The 21,370-nt window shown below is 47.3% G+C and carries 11 protein-coding genes; 4 read left to right on the top strand and 7 right to left on the bottom strand.

The features are described from left to right. Positions 1-70: 70 nt before the first annotated feature. A complete protein-coding gene (locus KWJ01_RS20505; protein ID WP_224998982.1) occupies positions 71-2,932 on the bottom strand; it encodes a glycoside hydrolase family 2 protein in 2,862 nt (953 codons plus the stop codon). Between the two features lie 285 nt (positions 2,933-3,217). On the opposite strand from KWJ01_RS20505, the gene KWJ01_RS20510 reads away from it, so the two are divergent. The 4 genes from KWJ01_RS20510 to KWJ01_RS20525 all read left to right on the top strand — a co-directional run bounded on the left by KWJ01_RS20510 (position 3,218) and on the right by KWJ01_RS20525 (position 12,195). After that, entirely contained in the window at positions 3,218-5,701 is a 2,484-nt protein-coding gene (locus tag KWJ01_RS20510) for a glycoside hydrolase family 31 protein (RefSeq protein WP_224998983.1), read from the top strand. Positions 5,702-6,053: 352 nt separating this feature from the next. Continuing rightward, positions 6,054-9,377, top strand: a complete 3,324-nt coding sequence (locus tag KWJ01_RS20515) for a TonB-dependent receptor (RefSeq protein ID WP_224998984.1) — start codon at positions 6,054-6,056, stop codon at positions 9,375-9,377. Positions 9,378-9,400: 23 nt separating this feature from the next. Further along, positions 9,401-11,281 carry a RagB/SusD family nutrient uptake outer membrane protein gene (locus tag KWJ01_RS20520; RefSeq protein WP_224998985.1) on the top strand — a complete coding sequence of 627 codons (1,881 nt, stop codon included), beginning with the start codon at positions 9,401-9,403 and terminating at the stop codon, positions 11,279-11,281. 263 nt (positions 11,282-11,544) lie between these two features. Beyond that, positions 11,545-12,195: a hypothetical protein gene (locus KWJ01_RS20525; protein WP_224998986.1), complete on the top strand. Its 651-nt coding sequence runs from the start codon at positions 11,545-11,547 to the stop codon at positions 12,193-12,195. Between the two features lie 404 nt (positions 12,196-12,599). On the opposite strand, the gene KWJ01_RS20530 is transcribed toward KWJ01_RS20525, so the two are convergent. From KWJ01_RS20530 to KWJ01_RS20555, 6 genes are all read right to left on the bottom strand, one after another. After that, positions 12,600-15,446, bottom strand: coding sequence for a glycosyl hydrolase (locus KWJ01_RS20530; RefSeq protein WP_224998987.1), 2,847 nt, complete (start codon positions 15,444-15,446; stop codon positions 12,600-12,602). Positions 15,447-15,516: 70 nt separating this feature from the next. Beyond that, positions 15,517-15,828, bottom strand: coding sequence for an L-rhamnose mutarotase (rhaM, locus tag KWJ01_RS20535; RefSeq protein ID WP_224998988.1), 312 nt, complete (start codon positions 15,826-15,828; stop codon positions 15,517-15,519). Positions 15,829-15,998: 170 nt separating this feature from the next. Then, positions 15,999-16,583 carry an NTP transferase domain-containing protein gene (locus tag KWJ01_RS20540; RefSeq protein ID WP_224998989.1) on the bottom strand — a complete coding sequence of 195 codons (585 nt, stop codon included), beginning with the start codon at positions 16,581-16,583 and terminating at the stop codon, positions 15,999-16,001. Continuing rightward, the gene (locus KWJ01_RS20545; RefSeq protein WP_224998990.1) at positions 16,580-17,707 is read right to left on the bottom strand and encodes an XdhC family protein; all 1,128 of its coding nucleotides are present in this window, start codon (positions 17,705-17,707) and stop codon (positions 16,580-16,582) included. Before KWJ01_RS20545 ends, KWJ01_RS20540 begins: the two co-directional genes overlap by 4 nt. Positions 17,708-18,017: 310 nt before the next feature. After that, positions 18,018-19,232 carry an oligogalacturonate lyase family protein gene (locus KWJ01_RS20550; RefSeq protein WP_224998991.1) on the bottom strand — a complete coding sequence of 405 codons (1,215 nt, stop codon included), beginning with the start codon at positions 19,230-19,232 and terminating at the stop codon, positions 18,018-18,020. A gap of 550 nt (positions 19,233-19,782) precedes the next feature. Beyond that, complete coding sequence (locus tag KWJ01_RS20555; RefSeq protein WP_224998992.1) at positions 19,783-21,354, bottom strand: RagB/SusD family nutrient uptake outer membrane protein; 1,572 nt, start codon at positions 21,352-21,354, stop codon at positions 19,783-19,785. Positions 21,355-21,370 lie beyond the last annotated feature (16 nt).

Genomic DNA, 21,370 nt, shown 5'->3' on the forward strand with positions numbered 1-21,370 from the left:
CCCCGCCAGAGGCGAGGGATTCTTTGATGATTCTGTAAACTAAAGGAATCTCTGCTACTGATCTTTCAGATCAGAATAATTCGTTTTTTACCGGCAGGTTGTATTGTACCGGCGAGGTATTCTCGGTTTGCTGAAGTCCGAAATAGAAATATAGTGTGCGCTTGATGGGACCTTTCAGCCGGTTGAGTTCACCTGCTGGGCCAAGTGCTTTGGTGTTGGCGCTAATCCTAAGCGCCAGTTTGGTACCCAGTGGCGGTATATTATCCAGGAAGGAGATGTTACCCGCAGGCAGCTCCGGATGCGCTTTGATTCCGGGCAGACCCCAGAAATCAAAGCGGCGTACAAAGAGGTTTTCATCCGGGCTGGCTACCAGGAACTTTCCTTCTACGGTATTGAATTCCATCCAGGTAACATCAGCAAAATAGCCTTTGAACTCGGGGTATATCCAGGGAGAGCTGCCGGTTTGGGTATCGTTGTACAGGTTTTCCCATACATTATGCAATACCCCCTGCATTCTGTTTTTCCAGACCCGATAAGGACCTTTACCTAACCATTTGGCGCCTATTACAAAATTTTCGGGATAGGTAAAGCTGATGCCGCTAAACGGGTGCTCACCCTCCAGTTTGTATTCATACTCCAGCCCCAGCCAGCCACTGCCCCACATTTTCCAGCGGGCATACTTCATGTCGCCGCTATAGCTGAATTCCACCACCTGGCTATCCCCTTCCCTGTATTGCTTTACCCCTGTTACCTGGGCGTTACCACCAACCAGAACAGGGCCATCGCCAAAAGAAAGCGGGTAGCTTGATTTATTTTTAAGTGCCTGGATCTTACCATCCTTTTTGTTGAACACAACTGATATCTCACCTCCTGATAAGGTAATAGTTGAATCTGTTTCAGCCAGTTCTGCTGCTTTTTTACTTTCCGTTGTTACAATGCCCTTCAGCAGCTCCTGGTTAGATTTAATATTCCATGACCAGGTATAAACCAGCTTCCCGGCCGGATCATAGGCAGAAAGCAGCAGCAGGTCATGGGCTTTCCAGTCGGCGGGGAGGTTTAGCTGAAGGCTTCCTGTAGCACCTGCAGCAATGGCCGGGCCTGCTCCCTTTCCTTTCTTCAGGATATTATAGCCGGCAAATACCTCTCCGGGCTTCCGGTAGTTGGCCAGCTCCCACTGAAACATGCACTGGTCGAGCCCTGTAAAATGATAGCGGTTTTCAACTTCAATCGCACCGTTAAACTGGGCTGGCAGCTCCTGCATAGAGATCTTAACTGGCGAAAACACTTCACGAACAGCCCAGAAGCTGCCTTCTTTTTCACGGTGCGGGCCGAGCAGACCATCAGGAGCATTTACGCCATTTACGTCTATTACCCCATTCATATCGGTACGTACCAGACCTTCATCTACCAGCGCCCAAAGGAAACCACCCCCGGAGCGTTTGGCATTCCAGTGCAGCTCCCAGAAGTCGTGCAGGGAAGTACCCCCGCCTCCATCGTTCTGGGCATGCAGAAACTCTGTTGGCATGTAAATGAGCGAATCACTGAGAATTCTCTGGCTGCTGTAGTAGTCTTCGTAATGGTTGCAGTCTATGCCATTGTAGGCATTGCCCGGCCTGTGGTGGGCATGGATCACAGGCCTGTTGGAGTGGTCGTAAAGGGCATAGTCATCCGAAAGTTCGTGGTTGTGGCCTCCTTCATTGCCGTTGCTCCAGAAGATTACGGAAGGATGATTGGCATCACGGATTACCATTTCTCGCACCAGTTTTGCCCCTGCCTCTGTACCATAGGCGGTTTGCCAGCCGGCCAGTTCATCCAGCACATAGAGCCCCAGTGAATCGCAAAGGCTAAGAAAGCTTTTGTCTGGCGGGTAGTGTGCACACCTAACAGCATTCATATTCATTTCCTTCATCAGCTGCACATCCATCAGGTCAATTTCCTTACTTACCGAACGGCCGGTTTCCGGCCACCACACATGGCGGTTCACGCCCTTCATTTTTATCTGCTGCCCATTCAGGTATATACCATCTCCTTTTCTGATCTCAATGGTACGGAAGCCGAACTTATCTGAAGTCTGGTATACTGTTTTGCTGCCTTCCCTGATATAAGCAGTTAGCTTGTAGAGGTTAGGTGCTTCTGCCGACCACAGCTTGGGCGACTGCACTGTGGCTTTTAAATTTACCAGGGTGTCTGCTGATGATAGCCTGGCAGTGCTCCTGCCAACTACCCTGCCTGCGGCATCAGTGATCTCCGCTATTACCTCCTGCTTTTGCTGTGGATTTTGCAGGTGCACGTTCACAGAAAAGCTTCCGTCAGCCCTGGCATCGATTGCAGTGTGGCTAATATGCGTTTGCGGATAGGCCTCCAGGTAAACCGGACGGAAAATTCCCCCTAACACCCAGTAATCGGCCAGGCGCTCTGCATTGTTAACGGTAGGTTCGGATGACATTTTACTTACCGTTACCTCCAGCAGATTTTCACCACCAACAATCAGTTTATCACTGATGTTGTACTTAAACCGGTAGAATGCACCCTGGTGAATAGGACCGGCTGGTTTCTCATTGATCTTCACTTCCGTATCTGTCATGGAGCCCTCAAAAACCAGGTACACTTCTTTACCTTTCCAGCTTTTAGGTACCGTAAAGCGGTGTTTATACAGCCCCTTTTCGTCGGCAAATCGAAAGTTTTTGCCGTAGGTTACATAATCACGACCATAGTTGTAGGTACCAAAGCCCTGTTGCTCCCAGTGCGAAGGCACCTGGATGGTGGTCCAGTAACCACTATTACGACCACCGGTGCAGAAAAACTCCCATGGCACTGTGTTTTTATGATCGGTACCGGAGAGGTACTGTAGCTGGCGCTCGTTTGCTGGCTGTGCAAAAGCCTGAAGACTTAGCAATAGTAAAAGCAGTAAGAGGTGTTTTGGTGCTGGCATTGATGGATGTTCTATAGGCCTGAATCCATCAGGCTGATGTTACAGGGCTCAATATATAAAGTGTGTGTACTACACCTGTCCTGCCCTGTCCCGCATTGGAAACAGCAACAGTAGTTCTTTGGATCTTTAACTATAAATATATAGAGCAGGAATATAATTTACCTAAATCTGTATTTTCAGGACAGAACAGGATAGTAAGCCTTCAGGAGGAGCATATCTTTGAAAACACCTGCAATCGTGTGCACTGTGGCTACGGTTGTATTTATGAATCTGATCTATCTATAAATGATGAAGACCAACAGTTTTTTTTTAGTATTCCTCTTCCTGATGCTCTCATTTTCCGGCATGGCACAATCAGGTGTGGGTAATGTCACTTCTTCCCTGGAGCGGGATCAGAACCTTTTCAGCCTATCTGCTGAAAATGCCGATGTGCAGCTTGAGTTTGCTACGGCAGATATGGTCAGGATCAGGACCAGCTGGAACAGAAGCTTTGAAGATAACGAACCTTATATGGTAAGCAGGTACAGCTGGGCTCCTGTTGCCGTACAGCTTACTGAAGATGAAGAAAAATTTCTGTTGAGCACAGCCAGGTTAAACATCAGGATACAGAAAGCCCCCTTTAGCCTGGAAATCACAAATCAGCAGGGCGATGTGTTACTCTCAGAACAAGCAGAGGGTGTTGCTGGTGGTGCATATAAAAATGGAGAGGTAGTTGGAAGCTTAAAAAAAATGGCTCCTGATGAGCATTTCTTTGGCTTTGGGGAGCGCATGGATTTTGTAGATCAGCGGGGCAAAGAACTGGCACTGAATGTAGGCAGAGGCGAAGGTATGCCACATATTACAGGCGCATATAACATACTGGAAGCTAATTATGCACCGGTGCCGTTTTTCATGAGCACCAGGGGCTATGGTATATTTTTGCACAATCCTTATGCTACCCGCTGGGATATGGGCCACACACAGGCCAACACTTACAGCTTTGAAGCAGCGGGTGGCGAACTAGACTACTATTTTATTTATGGCCCTGATTTCCCCCAGATCCTTAACCTGTACACAGATTTAACAGGTAAATCTCCGTTGCTGCCCCGCTTTGCCCATGGCTTGCATGTAGGCACCTACAGTGGCGGCACCTGGGGGCACGAAGCCCTAACCTCTACCCAATATGTGGTAGCACTGGCACGCAGGTTCAGGGAAATGGGTATTCCGGTAGATGTATTTCACCTGGACTCTACCTGGCGTATGTTTGGCGAAAATGGCGGCAAGGGTGCCACTACCTTTGAATGGCGGGAAACCTTTAAGAACCCCAAGGCAATGTTCGATAGCCTTTATGCCATGAACATGAACATGGTTGGCCTGCATGTGCGTCCGCGCTTTGACAATGGCAAAACCCTACGGCTGCTGGATGGTGCCAGATCTCATGGATTTGTATACCCGGAAGAAAGCAATCCTGGAGAATTTGTTAACTTCTTCGATGAAAAAGCCACCGACTGGTGGTGGGAAAATGGTGTAATGAAGGTTGCCTCCTTAGGTGCCCGTTTCTTAAAAACCGACGAAGGCAGTGCTTTTGGCCGCAAAGCCAACGAAAGCGATAAAGTTGGCCCTACAGGAGCAGATGCAGAGCGCCTGCACAATATTTTTCCTATCGCCTATGCAAAAGCACCCTACGAGCGCTTCAGCAAGCACAATGGCATGCGTGGCATGAACCACACCCGAGAGGGTTATGCGGGCATTCAGCGGTACCCTTTCATCTGGGCAGGCGACTGGCCAAGTGAATGGCAGTACTTTGCTCCTGTCATCAGGGCGGGTATCAACATAGGTTTATCTGGTGTAGGCTACTGGTCGCACAACATGGGAGGCTTTGAGCATGATGCCGATCCGGAATTATATATACGCTGGGTGCAGTTTGGTATGTTCAGTCCGGTAGCCCATGTTTTTGGGATGGACCACCCCGGCTACAAGGAGCCCTGGAACTATGGAGAGCAGGCCCTTGAGAATTTCACTAAGTATGACCGGTTGCGCTACAGGCTTATCCCCTACCTCTACAGCAATGCGTATGTGCAGCATACAACAGGCATGCCTATTATGCGGGCGCTGGTGCTGGAGCATCAGCAGGATGTAAACACCTATTCCATAGATGATGAATACCTCTTTGGCAGCGATATGCTGGTTGCCCCCGTAACCACAAAAGGCGCCCAGACAAGGGTAGTATACCTGCCGGAAGGAGAATGGTACCACTACTGGAGCGGCAAAGCCTTTAGCGGCCGGAAATACCACAGTGTACTTACCCCGCTTGACGAGCTGCCCCTGTTTGTGAAAGCAGGAGCCATAATACCCATGCAGGACGAAGTGCAGTATGATAACCGGCAAAACTGGGGCGATCTTACACTGGAGATTTTTCCCGGAGGCAGCGATACACTCGCCCTTTATGAAGATGATGGACTAAGCGAAAAGTACAGAGAAGGCTTTTACAGTGTTACAAATGTAATTTCCAGTGTTACAGATAAAGACAGGCAGATACAGCTTGAGAAAAGCAGCGGAAATTACCAGGCCCCCAAGCGTAACTACATCCTGAAAATTCACCACGCGCAGGCCCCTGCAAGCCTGCAGCTAAGCCTCAACGGTAAGAAAAAGAAAATAAAGCAAACAGACCAGAGCAGTTTAACTACTGCCGGTGCCAGTGGATGGTACTACGATGCGGAAAATAAACTCCTCTGGATAAAAAGTGCCAAAGCAGCAAATGAGGCACTATCAATCGTGGTTTCTAATTAAAGTTAAGGGAACAATGACCGCAGCTTTGCATAGAGCTGCGGCCTTTTTTTTAGCGCAATAACAGGGCTTTCTGCTACTTGCCATTTGAACAGTAAAGCATGATTTTCTACTCAGATCATACATGACAGCTCTGTTCCTTTTCCAGGTGTTTAGGAGATAAATTCAGCTTATGCCATATCAAAATATATGGCTAAAAACCTCATGTTCCTGCATTTGTACTGACTGCAGGACTTTTCTGAAATTATCTTATATCAGACAGGATAGAACAGGATAGGCATGTATGGGCAATGCAGTAAGTTTAGTGTATGACAGACAATCAAAACCTTACACCAACGCACAAACCATTTTTAACATGAAGAAAAAATTACATTACGCTAAGTATGTTTTTTGGGCTCTTCCTTTCATAGGGCTTCCCAGCCTGGCACAAGCTGAGGCAGTACCAACGAAGGCAGGCAAAAGCATACTGCCGCAACAAAATTCCGCTAACCAGGAAATAACAGATGCTGTGGTTATGGTTTCGGCCAGTACTTACACAAGTGTAAAGGCAGATGCAATAACCGTAAGAGGCAGGGTAGTTGGTGAAGACGGTGCAGGTTTGCCTGGTGTAACCATCAGGGTAAAAGATAGTACCCAGGGTACAGTAACAGATATGGACGGTAATTATTCCATCTCTGTTCCTTCTGAAGGATCAGTTCTTGTCTTCTCTTTTGTTGGCTATGTTACGCAATCGATTGCTGTCAAAAATCAGACCACAATTAATGTCTCTATGCAGCCCGATGTGGAGGCACTGGAAGAAGTAGTGGTAGTTGGTTATGGTACTCAGAAGAAAAGCGATATTACCGGTTCCATTTCTCAGGTAACCGAAGAGCAGATTAAGGCCATACCCGTACAAAATGCCCTGCAGGGTATCCAGGGTCGTGCGGCAGGTATCGACATTGCCTCTAATGCCAGGCCGGGTGAAGTGGGTAGCATTCGTATCCGTGGTAACAGGTCTATTTCAGGTGGAAATGAACCCTTATATGTAGTAGACGGTGTTCCGCTGCAATCCGGAGGTATAGAGTCCTTCAACCCCAATGATATTGCCTCTATCGAGGTACTTAAAGATGCATCTGCGGCTGCAATTTATGGCTCCAGGGGTGCCAATGGTGTTGTGCTGATCTCTACCAAAAGAGGTCGCCCCGGTAAGTCAGAAATTTCCTATGACGGTTCTGTGATCATAGAAAAGATAAACGACCTGGCACCTAATTTCAATGCAGCAGAATACGCAAATTACCGCAGAGATGCTGCAAGGGCAGTAACAGGAGCAAATGCCTACACCACCCCTTTCCCTAACCCAACAGATGACTTCAGATATTTTGGTACTGATCCAAATGCATGGGAAACCATAGCAGCGGGATATACCTGGGTTGATAAGGATAACCTGATTCCACAAATGCGCCCAACCACGCCCGAAGAGCAGGCTTTATGGGGCGTTGAGGAGGTTCCTGTATATGATCCTTCCAGGCTGGCAACCACCAACTGGACCGATTATGTGGAGCAGACTGGTATTACCCACAACCATAATATCAGTGCCAGAATGGGTACAGATAAGATCACCGCCTATATTTCAGGAGGCTTTCTGAACCAGCAGGGCACAGAAATTGGTCAGGATTACAGTAGATATACTGGTATTGTAAGCATTGAGGCTAAACCTGTAGACTGGATCACTGTGGGAGGTACTATAAATGCGGCATATGGCATCCAAAATTATGGCTATTCAGCAGGTGGTTCGCGTGGCTCACGCACGCTGTATGAAGCCGCAAAAGGTCAGCTTCCATTTGCAGTTCCCTATGATGCAGAAGGCAACTATATTTATAACCCCGGCGCTCACCCCAACATCATCAACCCTATTCGTGATGGTGAGCTTGTAATCAACGAAAGAACAAACCTTAGAGCGTTTGGCAGTTTCTTTGGAGAAATAAAGCTGATGGAGGGACTTAGGTACCGCGGTGTATTTGGCCCGGACATCAGAAACTACCGCAATGGACAGTTCCAGGACGAAAGGTCGAGCTTAAGAGGTGGTGGTGCTCCCTCATCTATCAACTATGCCCGATACCAGCAAAACCAGAATACCTCCTGGACCATGGAGAACCTGCTTTATTATGATAAAACACTTGGTGAAAACCATAACCTGGGCATAACGCTGTTGCAAAGTTCCAGCATGTGGAAAAATGAATCTTCTGACATGACTGCAACTGATGTACCCTATAACAGCCAGCTTTGGTACAATCTGGGTTCTACAAACAGGGGTGCGCTGGATGGCTGGGGATCAGGCTATGTTAAAAATACCCTGCTCTCTTATATGGGCCGTGTTAACTATTCTTTCAGAGATAAGTATTTACTTACCGCTACCGGCCGCTGGGATGGTGCTTCTGTACTTGCTGATGGTCATAAATGGTCATTCTTCCCCTCTTTAGCTTTAGGCTGGAAGTTAGACCAGGAGGAGTTTTTCCAAAACATCAGTGTGCTGGATGAATTTAAGCTTCGTGCAGGGGTAGGCACCACCGGTAACCAGGCAGTACCTGCTTATTCAACACAGGGACCACTTGTACGTCTCCCCTACATATTTGGCAGCACCCCGGCCTCTGGCTATGTTACGGGTAACCCTAAAGGAGCCTCCAACGAACAGGGATCTTTACCAAACAAAGCCCTGGGATGGGAAAATACCCAACAATGGAACATTGGTTTGGATTTTGGCCTATTCAAACGCAGAATTGCGGGTTCAATCGATTACTACGTTGCCAATACCACCGATCTGCTGCTCAACAAAAAGCCTCTTTCTGTAACAGGCTACAGCAATATTACCACCAACATTGGTAAAACCCAGAACAGAGGTATAGAGCTGGCCCTGAATACCATTAACATAGATGGCAGTGACTTTAAATGGTATACTGATATTACTTTCTCCCGCAACAGAAGTGAAATTGTTGAGCTGGTGAATGGAGAAGAAGATCTGCCAAACAATGGCTGGTTTATCGGACAGCCGCTGGGGGTTTTCTACGACTATAAAAAAATTGGTATCTGGCAGCAGTCTGATGCCGATGTAATGGCACAGTTCAATGCAAACGGTGCCACTTATGTAGCCGGCGATATTCGGGTGGAAGATGTAAACGGCGACTTTAAAATAGATCCTAACGAAGACAGGCAGATCATAGGTACAACCGTTCCAAAATGGACAGGCGGTATGGCTAATACTTTCAGCTATAAAAATCTGGAACTATCTGCCTTTGTATATGCCCGCTGGGGCTACCTGGTACAAGGCGGCGCTGTTGATATGTCGGGTCAGTTTGCTTCCAGAAGAATTGATTACTGGACTCCAAATAACCCAACCAACGAATATCCTAGAGCCAATTACCTGAATGGCGGTCAGCCAATCCATTACAGCTCCATGAATTACCAGGATGGTTCATTTGTGAAAGTCAGGTATATATCTCTTGCTTATGTATTGCCGCAGTCTCTTATAGAGCGTGCCAGCATGAGCAACTTTAAAATCTATGCACAGCTTCTGAATCCTTTCCTGTATTCCAAAACAGATTTTCTGGATCCTGACTCCAGCTATCAGCTTGGTGGAGCCAACCCTAGTGCTTCTTCAATTTCGACCAGAAGTCTTGTGTTCGGTCTTAATGTATCATTCTAAGGTTTAATGGAAATTATATGACAATGAAAAAAATATTATTCTCTATATTCTTCTGTGCCGGATCTATGTATTCATGCTCCGATTTCCTGGAAGAGGAAATGGTTTCTACCTTAACACAAAGCAGGTTTGAAACCCAGGAAGGTATTGAAGACCTTGTAAACGGCGCTTACGAAGGCCTGCGCTTCCACCATAATTATGAATGGGCTTATACGCTTACCAATTATGGTACCGATGAGTTTACAAACGGAGGTGGCCTCGACCATGTGATCTGGAACACCTATGTAGCCACACTGGATTCCAGAGAAACCAGAAACCTGGCTCCTCTCTGGGATAATATGTATGCACAGATTAACCTGCATAACATTGGTATCAGGAACATACCCACCGCCCTGGCCGGTGAATTAAATACAGAGCTGAGAAACACCCGCCTGGGTGAACTGCACTTTCTGCGCGGATTCAATTATCTTCAGCTTGTAGGTCAGTTTGGTGGTGTGCCCATTACGCTGGAACCGGTAGAAGCAGATGTTGCTGATTTTCCAAGATCCTCTGCCGGTGAAGTTTTTAAGGTGATCATCAGCGATCTGAGAAAAGCAGCCGAACTACTGCCATCTACCCCCGCCCAGCAGGGGCGCATCACCAAACATGCAGCACATCACTTCCTGGCAAAGGCGTACCTGTTCCGGGCCAGTGAGCTAAATGCCGAGTTTACCGAATCTGCAGACCTTGACAGTGCCGCTTATTTTGCCGAAGAGGTAATCAGCAATTCTCCACATATGCTGGCTACTGATTTTCATGACCTGTTCAATTACACAGCTGTGAACGGACCAAATGAAAGCAACCCTGAAATTATACTGGCTTCCCAGTTCGATAACAACCAGGCACTCCTGGGTCGCTATGGCAACCAAACTCATATGTACTTTCTGTCGGTATACAACAACAAACCAGGTATGGTGCGTGATCTGGAAAACGGACGTGAATTTCAGCGCTTGAAGCCTACTGATTATGCACTTGATATCTATGACAGGGTGAATGATTCACGCTTCTACAAAAGCTTCAAAACAGCTTACAAAGCAGTTAACTCCAACGGGGTACCTAAATGGACTGCTGCTAATGCACCTAATCCGGCGCTAATCGATTTGCCAAAGTTTGGACCTGGTGATACCTCTATTGTTTATATTGTAAACTCACCAGATGATGATCGCTTCACTCCTGCCTACAAAGATCAGTTTGCCCCGCTGATGCTGGTGCGTTATGCCAGAAATGCAAATGGAGAAATAGTAACAGACTGGAACCTGAGTACCTTCCCTTCCCTGTCAAAGTATCTTGATCCGTTCCGGAATGGTTTTAACGATGCCAGGGGAACCCGCGACGGTATTCTGGCCCGCCTGGGAGAAACCTACCTGATTGCTGCAGAAGCATGGGGGCGCAAAGGAGACTATGGCAAAGCGCTTACCTATATCAACGCACTCAGACAAAGAGCTGCTTATAAAGATGGAGAATTCCGCAATAATGTATATTACCTGGCTGAGCAGGTGCCTTACGGAGAATCATCCAGTACAGTAGATGCTTTGCTGGCAACAGAAGAAGCTTTTACCAGTGGAACTGCCGAGGCTGCTGAAGAGCTCTACCCGGCAGGTGTATCATCTAAGCCAGAAATGTTCGTGCACTTTATCCTGAATGAACGCGCACGCGAACTAATGGGTGAATTCCACAGATGGGTAGATCTGGCCAGAACAAAAACACTTGTACAAAGAGCTGTGGCATTTAACCCGGATGCAGCTGCAAATATTTCTGAAAAACATCTCTATCGCCCTATTCCACAAGAGTATATCGATGGTGTTACCAGGGATGGCAGGCCGTTAAGCGCTGAAGAAAAGCAGGCAACCCAGAACCCGGGCTATTAGATTATTCAATACCTAAAACAAACCTAAGGGGAGTTATCGGCAGATAGCTCCCCTTCTTTTTTTTGTTGGAGGATCGTGCTGACAGAACAGAATTTCATTTATGTACAATCCAGCTGTGGGGATAAATCAGAATAGTTGAGTCGATAATTTATAGGTGCACCGTTAGACTATATTGTTTTATATGTCACTGTTCTTATATTTGCCATTAATTAATGATAAATTATATGAGAAAAATCTAATCCCTCTTATTTCTTTCGCAGATTATGCTGTTTACACTTTCTTCTTGCGAGAAGATTTCTGAAGAATTGGATCAGGCTGATGAAGTCCTGGAAGAATTTGATATTGAAGGAATGTATGAAACATTTGGTGATATGATCATCACCATTGATGAGGATGGTGGTAAGGTTACTTACTTCGGCACAAATGACCTAGGTACAAACCCCTCTGTGTTTAGCATAGGCGGCCTGTATTTCAAGGATCTTCAAAAAACAGGTACAAATAAATATAAAGCTAAGATCATTCAGTCTGATGTGCGCTGGAGCAATGCGCAGCTGAAGAATGTACTGCAAAGCTATACCTACACAGATACAGAAATTACTGTAGAAGAAGATGGGCTTACGTTAAGTGAGGTAAATGACTGGGATATACATTTCAACAAAATTTCTGGTGCTGGCGGAAGCACAGGCGATAATGGAGGTTCTACTGGTGGTACAGGTGGTACCGGAAGCACCAACTGCTCAAGCACCTTCGACAGTTACACTAATGATGCTCAGTTAGATGCTTACTGTGGCTATGCCTGGATGTACCGGTGCCAGCAGGGTAAATCTCTAGACGATCCGGCGGTTAAAGCTGTATGTACCTATTACAATGATCTGAAAACGAGCAGCGCCCCAGATTGTCCTTATTGCAAATAATCAACAGCAATGATTAGGATCAAGAGCGGTATAGAGATTTTTCTATACCGCTTTATTTCATATTAATGTGCGTTAAGGATTAGCATCAGGGTCAATTGCTCCTTAATCGTCATCCCCGCGCAGGCGGGGATCTGCCAGCAAAAAACAGGAATGCTGATTTCAGCTGTAAAAGCAAATAGATCTCCCTCTTCAGGTGAACGTCGGCTTGTTTTTGGCTTTAGAACTTGTATTTGATTCCAGAAGATGATAACAAATAGTCTATCAGCAGCTTTGACCCCTAACGCATATGAACACTAAGCTATCTCAAACAGCTTAAGCTCCAGACCTGCAAGCCCTGGTGTTAGCACTCTCCGCAGGTGTTTAATTATGAGTTAAAAACTGCTATTACTGCTCTTGAGTACTGCTCACTGCTTTACAAATTTTTCCTGTGCACTGTGGTGAGTCAGCGTAACCGGCCCCAGCAAACCGGAAGGAACCGGCTCCCATGCTGAAGCATCGAAAGGTTTGTAGTTGATGTTTACAAAGTTTATCTCGTGATACCTGCGCCATTCAATCCCCTTCTGATCCATATCCCTGATCCGGTTAGCCATCAGGTTCACCACTTCCACTTTCAGGGTATTTTCTCCCTCCTTCAGATATTGCCCAACCCTTGCCTTGTAGGGTATGCTCCATAACAAACCTACCTCCTCACCATTGATCCAGACACGGGCGCTTTCTCTTACTTCACCCAGGTTAAGGATGTATTCACCAGCTTCTTTCTGAGGCAGGTTGAAAGTTGTACTGTACAAAGCAGCTCCAGAAAAGGCTTCTGCCTGCTTATCCTGCAGGTTTGTCCACGATTGTAACTGTTTTAATTGTTTGGGAGCTGGTAAGGCTGGTCCGCCTTCGGTAAACTCAAGCTTCCAGCTTCCCGCAGTAAGCATTGGCTCGGAAGCTTCGCCCAGATATATCCAGCGCTGCATGCCAGTACCAGGCGCCTGCATTGCTTTAAGAATCAAGGCTTCGCCTGGTGCCATCTGCACCCTTACCTGTGTACTGTTTCCAGACAGGGAAGATGCACCCAAACCCCATGTACCTGTCTGCGGATCCAGGATAACAACAGACTGGGCTGCTGTTGTGAGGGGAATTTCTGTGTCGACTGACCTGGGCGTATGGTTTACCAGGTAGTAGAATTTACCACCTTCAATGTTGCGGCGAATAAATTTCAGCCCCGTCTCCACCAATGTCTCCGGCTGTAGCTGCTGTTGCTGCAGCGCCTCAAGTACATCTGGTGCAACAACTACCTGGCCTTTGCCGGTTTTGGCCAGCTGCATACCACTGCCACTTTTTGTGAATGCTAGGGAAGCAAGTGTTTGTTTAAGCTGCTGCCGCCTGGCCTCCAGCTCATGCATACCTGGCACATCCTGCGGAAGCTGCTCAAAAACAACTGTAGCACCTTCCTCTGCCAGCTTAAGAATGCCTTGCAGGGTTTGGAGTGGCATGTAACTGCTTTGTGGCACTAAAAGTACTTTATAGGGTGCTGCCGATTCAGCAGTTTGAATGTTGCCTGCCTCTGCCCTGCTGTTCAACAGCATTTTGTCAGATGCAAAATCCAGCGAGTAGCCCTTTTCCATGAGCTGCTCTACCTGCCTGTAAAACGGACTGGGGTGCAGCCACTCATCAATGTCGTGCACCTTGATCATTTTCTCCAGGCCATCCGGGTTGTGATAAACATCATACACCGGCCAGTACACAAGCAGTTCATTATCTGATGTACCTGCCTGTAGTACCGACTGGCAGCGGGTAATGTATTCGTTAATGCCTTTGAAGTGGGGCCAGAGGCTATTGGCAGGCGTAAGGTTGAGCGAGGCATAGAACAGCCAGCCAGGCCAGGCTACATCTTCCGGAGAATAGGTAACACCATGGTAAAAAACATGATTGATACCGGATAAAAACACCTGCTCCAGCTCGGGCTTCATCTGTGAATAGGAGGTTTTGAAATGCTCCCCCAGCCAGGTAAAGGTTTCCGAAGATGCCAGCGGCTTGCCCTGTACATTTGCTGCGGAGGATGCAAACTTCAGCATCACGGGGTCGGGATCTACATTACGGATATCGGCACTGTCCCGGCGCAGGCCCGGTACTGGAAAATAACTGGAACCAAAGGTTTCTGCCTCTGGTATGTCTACAGCAGCATAAAGATCAAGCAGGTTGCCTGGAGAGCCATGCGCCTGGTTTTTAGTCATGCCTTTGTACGCATGTGCCCAGGTTGTCCAGGGGGCTGTAAAATTCTCCAGCAGCATTTCTCCCATGGTTTCGCGATAGTCTGCTTTCACACGGGCTACTGTTTCTGACTTTTCCTCGCTTAAAAGCGCTCTTAGGTAAGGACGCAGGTCGTAGCCCCTGCGCTGTTTAAATTCTTCAAAGAAAGCGGGAGACCAGTTAGCACCATACACCTCATAGCTATCATTGTAAAATGCCCTGATACCCATAGTTTTTTCACCAAATGCCTGGTCGAAACGAGTGAGGTAATGCTGTACGGCAGCAGAAGAAAGGTGATCTAGTGTATATCCTTCGCCACCGGGTGCTGCACGTTTTACCTGTTGCCGGGTATGGCTGGCAAAGGCAGCATACACCTCCCACTCTCCCCCTGCCGGTGTCCAGTTTAACCTGCCATCGGCTGTAACCTTATCCGTTAACTGTAGCACCTCTCCAACCTTTCCATAGGCTACTACCGCCTGCAGCTGCGGATTCAGGGCTGCCTGTTTCGGATCCTTCAGCTCCAGCTTTTCCTGCAGCTTTTTGCCAGCACTAAGCTTATACTTTTGCACCACCAGTTGTGAAGCCGACTGTGCCGGGCTAACATGTGGACCGCCAAAGGGCCAGCCTGTTCCCAGGGTAAGGTCAACGCCCATGCTAAGGCTGTCTGCTTTTTGAACAGTATAGTTCAGCATCTGCATCCACTGCGGGGATAGGTACTGCAGGTAACGATCTTCGTACCCCATGGCACCATAGATGGGTGCAATTTCAACACCACCAATGCCTGCCTTTGCATACTGTTCCAGCAAATTCGAGACATTCTTTTCATCTACCGCACTGCCCATCCACCACCAGCGTGTCCAGGGCTTTGTTTCCTCCTTCACGGGGGGCCACACCTCCTGGTTTTCTTCCAGGGAAGCTAAGGCTGTTGTGCTTTCGGGCTGGGTACTGCAATGGCTGAAGAAGAGTGTGCCAGCTGCCATCAGAACAAGTGAGGATGTACGTGCTATGGACATGGTTTAGCTAATTGAAAAACAAACGTTAATGGTTTTGGGTGTGAGTGCCAGGATTCATGAATGGGAAAACCTACTCAAGGTAAAACACCTCTTTTAGCGGCACACTAACCGGCGATTGATCAGCATTGGTTTCCATGATATCAGCCATGTAGGCCCACCACTTTTGTACAATGGGAGTGCTCCCTAATTGTTGCGATGATTGGCCATTAAGCTTCTGAACGCCAAAAAGAGTACCAGTTTCCTCATCCAGGAAAATAGAATAGTCGCTAATGCCCGCTTCTTTCAGCAGCTGCACCAGCTCTGGCCATATTGCTGCATGACGTTTCTGATATTCTGCTGTATAACCCGGCTTAAGTTTCATTTTAAAAGCAATGCGCTGCATAGGAAATGGATGTGTTCTGGATATAATACTTTATCAAGCTCAATCGATTGTAATGAATAAAAACTGCTTAATCCTAATGAAAAAATTCTCCACATCTATCCTGACCTGTCCTGTAAATGCTGCGTCTAAAGCTGTTCAAAGTTTTGCATGCCCCAAGAAGACTTTCAAATCTAGCTAAGTCCGGCGCCCCGGGCATCCTCAGCGGTATCAATATCTAGTGCTGCTGCTTCAAAATTAACAACATGGGCATTCTGCTGATGCTGAGCAATAATTTTGCGTGCTCCGGTATCGCCCTGTAGTGCTAAGAGCAGGTGGAAATATGAATGACTGAAAAGGGCTGGCACCCCCGACTGAGCCCCATAAGCAGTAGCAACAATTGGTTTATGGCTGCTCTGGTAAAGGGCTACAAGGCTTTTTATATGATCTGCAGTAATGAGCAGCTGATCGCAGAGCAGGATCACTACTGCATCGTATGATTCTTCTGCTTCAATATGCGAAATACCAATTCTGATGCTGCTGCCAATGCCCTCCTGCCACTCCTGATTCGAAATGATCTTCACAGGAAGGTGGCTGATCTCGTCCAGGATTTGTTCCTGGCGTGCTCCCAAGACAACATAGACAGGATCTAAACCGGCAGCCAGTGCGGTTTCGATGCTAAGGGCAAGCAGACTTTTTCCCTGCTGTTGGAGCAGTTGCTTAGCTCTGCCTAACCTGGAGGATCCGCCTGCCGCTAAAATCAGTCCGCAGACTTTCATGCCTGTGCACTTAGCTTGATGCTAACAGTTTTCTGCCTGTCATTGATTGGCCTGTCCCGCTCCCTTAAACTTTGTCCGCTTCTGCCTGCAAAAAAGGCTTTGATTTCACTGATGATGGCCAGGGCAATCTCTTCCGGGTTTTCAGCCCCTATGTCAAGTCCTATTGGGCTGAAGATACGATTGCTTTCACGGTAAGCCCCCAGCTCCGGAAACTCCTGCTCCATGCGTTCAAATCGCGCGCGCGGCCCCATTAAACCCACATACGGAACGGGCTTATCCAGCAGGAACTTCAGGGCATTAGCATCAAATTTGTAGTTGTGCGACATTACCAGGGCAGCTGAAAAGCGGCTGGCACTGAGGGACTGAGCAGCCTGGCAAAAGTCGATGTTCAGCAGGGCATCGGCCTTGGGGATGCGTGCCGGGGCCAGGTGAGCTACACAGTTATCGTATACGATCACTTTCCACCCCAGTATTTTGGCAAATTCGCTGATGGGCACAACATCAAGCCCAGCGCCAAATATATGCAGCTCGAGCCCTGGGTGCAGGTATTCAAAAAAGATATCGGTATATTCATCTCCCTCCTGTTCGAACAGGTAGTTTGTTGATTTGCCAACTGCTAGTGCCTTGGCAAAGCCATCTGCATAGGCATTCCACTCGGGCTCCAGCGGATCGCTTTCGTAATACAGGTAACGGGTGCCAAGGGGCAGCCTGTTGCTGTTAAACACAGTGGCCAGTACTCCTTCACGCTCTCTTTGAAAGAACCCTTCGAGTGAAAGCAGTGGATTCTGAGGATCATCAGGATGTAGGGGCTCCAGCAGTATTTCTATTTTACCATGACAGCCAAGGCCCAGGTAAAGGGCGTGTGCACCTTTTTCTGTTGTATCGTAGGTAAGTAATTCCGGGCTGTTGCCCTTCATCAATTGCCGTGCTTTTTTCAGGGCATCACCCTCCAGGCAGCCACCGCTGATGGAGCCCTGCCATTTGCCATCTTCCATGATCAGCATACGGGCACCAGGCCTGCGGTAAGCAGAGCCCTCCACTCTTACAACTGTTGCCAGGGCAGCATTTCTGCCCCTTTCCAGGTATTTATTATAGGTTTCAATGATCTGTTTTGACTCCTTCATGAACTGTACTATGCAAAGCAACTCCAAAGCTTTTATGGATTAATACCTTTACGGAAGCATTAAACCGTTTTAAAGGTACTAATATCGAATATAAGTATTTTCTGTACTTATATCCTGCCAATCAGGACTGCCGGAGCACATTTCTTTTAGTTTTTAATAACATTAACCTAAGTTTCTTAGGCTGCTAACTTAACACCATAAATAGAGTCTTTGTATGCTGATTGTCTAAAAAATTACTCTAAGCCATGCTTCAACAGGAGTAAAAAATGAATATGGGGCTAGCGAAGCCCTACAGGCAAACATATGATTGTTAACGTTTTCCTTCCAGTATTAAGGCATCCTGTAATGGCACCATCATTAAGTCGCTGTTACCAAGTAAGCCAGAATTGAATAGCACCCATTTTCCATCCGGACTAATGGAATGGTGCGAATGTGGTTCTTTTGTAAAAGGATCTGTACTGTTGGGCCTGTGGGCGGCGGTGAGCAGGTCTACTTTACCGTTTTCAACATTCAGGCGGTATAAGTTACCATCGAAGGTATCTCCTACCACCCATTTTTTATCTGCTGTGCCTGCGCAATGCCAGTAACCACCTCTATCGGCCTGGTCGAGCACTTTTACCTGGTTGGTGCGCAGGTTAAGCATAAAAATGCCAGATGGTTTTGTACCCAGCTTTGGCAGGTGTGCCATAACGTTGAACAGGATGTGATCTGCATCCATAAATATTTCGTGTGTTACCCACTCATCGGGTGTTTCAACATATACCTCCCGGTTATTGCTCCCATCAGCATTCACCATCCACATACGCTGCGGTGCATCGGCACCGGTTTCCCAGCAGTACATAATTTCGCCGGGCACCCAGGGGTTCGTTTGCAGGTGATTGGCCCAGAAGGGCACTTCAATAACTTTTGTGATCTTACCAGTTTTGAAGTCTACACTGTAGATCACCGATTTATCTTCCCCCTGCCTGCTGGAAAAATAAGCCTGCTGCTCGTATGCATCGATGGCAAAATTGCCGGCCCCTTCTATGTCGGCAGGTAAGGTGGCCAGTACACGTTCAAATTCCTTTGATTTTTTAATCTTCTTGTTTTCTGCTGCTGCCGCTAGCAATGCTCCCAGGTTTAGTTCTATCAGCTTATTACCCCTGAAATGATAGGCAAGTGCATTTTTCCGGGCAAGGCTCAGTGATCTGTCTTCACCATCTGTCAGCTGTATGATGTCGCCGGTTTCTGTGGATACGGCAAAGGCATGCCACTTCCCGTCTTTCCCCCTGTCGGAATTAAACACAACATACTTTCCATCCGGAGTCCACTGCGGGTGTGTCTGATAGATCTTGGAATCATTGGCGGGTGCAGTGGTAAGTGCTGTAATTGCAACACCTGTCTGGCTGTCTTTTATGATCCTCATTTCAGAAGGAAAACGCCTGCCTACCTCCTGTGCTGATGCAGAAACCAGGAGAAAGCTTACCATCAGGCAGATAAATAGTGCTTTTCTGCTAAGGCTGGGATATGTCAATTTATGTAGCATGGTAATTAATTTATATAGTTAGATGATACTGAAGCAAAAAAACCAAGGCGCACGAAACATAATAATTCCAGACACAGCACTTTTCACAAAGATTTAGCGCACCTGAAGCCGGTGTGAAAAAGGGCAGTTTCCCTGGATGATGAGGTTTTACCTTTCAGCCTCCGATTCATAGCCGGTTGCTGCAGTAAACTTTCTGGATTCTGCTACTGTAACAGGATGCTGGTCCAGTATTATCCTGTGCCCGGGCATGTGAGGCAACGAATAGAACAGCAGCCAAAAATAATATAGCGGGTATGCTTAAGTTTTTCATCATTTGCAGCAGGTGGTTTAGTGCATGAATGGGCATAGTAAGTATAAAGCCATCAGGCAGTTGTTGCGAACGCTGGCAGGCATCATCAGGAATGGTTCTTTTGTTTGCAGCATCAATAGAGCTGGTGCTTCTTAAGGGCTGAAATGTTCAGGATGCGCTTTGATAAACAGGAAATACAAATTGTAGCAATCTTACAGCACATACTTACTTCCTGTAAGATTGCTACACCCTGAACTGCCCTTAATAACCAGGATTTTGCACTAGTTTTGGATTTGCATCAATGGCTGCACGCGGTATGGGATAAAGGTTTCTGAATGGCTCTGAAGCTTCCTTGAATTCCCAGGCATCAGTAAACTTACCAAAGCGAATCAGGTCTCTCCTTCTGGACATTTCAAAGGCCAGTTCCCTGCCCCGTTCTTCAAAAATGTCGTTGAGGGTTACGGTAATTAAGACAGAGGCATCGCTTCTTTCCCTGATCTCATTTACAATGGGTAGAGCTGCACCAAAATCACCTTTTCTGGCCAGAGCTTCGGCTTTTACCAGCAGCACATCTGCATATCGGATAAAGGCAATGTCATTGCTGGCATTACCACCATTTGTATTGGGATCCAGCCCCCACTTTATCCATTTCTCCCCTGCATTCATGGGCTGATTCCTGATGCCCGTTGCCGGAATGATCACATAGGGCACAGGGCCCTCTTTAGATACACCAGGAATGTACAGCTGGGAGTTATTGTCGGGAACAACTCTTTCCACCATTACTGTCTCGCCATTACGGGGATCTTTCATTTCACCAGGCAGGAAAAACATTGTTTTTCTGACGTCCCGATCTTCGTAAATAGCCACAACAGATGGTCTGGTGGCAAAGCCGTTCTGTGGTGTAAAAGGCAGGCCAAACAAACCACCGCTGATGCCTGGAAGTACCTTCTGAACCAGCGGATGACCTATTCCACCCGGAATATTTGGCGTGTAGATTCCTCCAAAAATGAATTCAGCATTTCCTTCATTGTCGTGTTTGAAGTTATCGAAATAGTTAGGCAGCAGGCTATAGGCGCCAGAGTTGATCACCATATCTGCATACTGGATTGCTTCATCCCAATGTGGTGTACCTGTATATACTTCTGCATTCAGGTAAATGGTGGCAAGTATGGCATAGGCTGCTTCTTTAGTCAGGCGCCCGTAGTATTCTTCACCCACCTCGGTTTCAGAAGGCAAATCATCGGCTGCCGCTTTCAGCTCTTCTACTACAAAACTAAATACCTCTGCCCTGGTATTTTGCTCCGGCAGGTTGTTGGGATCTACCTTAGGTTCTGTGAAGATGGGTACGTTTCCGTAGAGGTCCATCAGGTAGAAATAGGCATAGGCCCGCATGGCTTTTAGTTCTGCCTTTGGTCCTTCTATGTTCTCCAGTGCCGAGGCATCCAGTGAGGCGATCAGGGCATTTGCCTGGCCTACTGTTCTGAAGAAGGTATTCCAGGAGCCCAGCAGGTATGAGTGGCTGGCATCCCACTTGTGCTCCATCAGCTGCTCAAAATCGTTGTTGGCCCACCAGCCCTGAATTTTTCCATGCACCACCACCTGGTCTGCAGGCAGCTCCAGGATACGGTATTCTACCCCCATGCCGGTAATCTGGGCAAAATTGCGGTAAACGCCAGACAGCGATGATAGTACCTGTGCTTCGTTGGCATAGAAGGTTTCCGGGGTATAGATAGAGTATACATCTTCTTCAAGCTCACAACCACCTGACACGATCAGTAAAGCTGCAGCGCAGGCTATGGCCTTCTTTTTAATGATATAGCTAAGATTTTTCATTTCCATTTCTGATTAA

This window comes from Cesiribacter sp. SM1 (assembly GCF_020178975.1).
GTDB lineage: Bacteria > Bacteroidota > Bacteroidia > Cytophagales > Cyclobacteriaceae > Cesiribacter.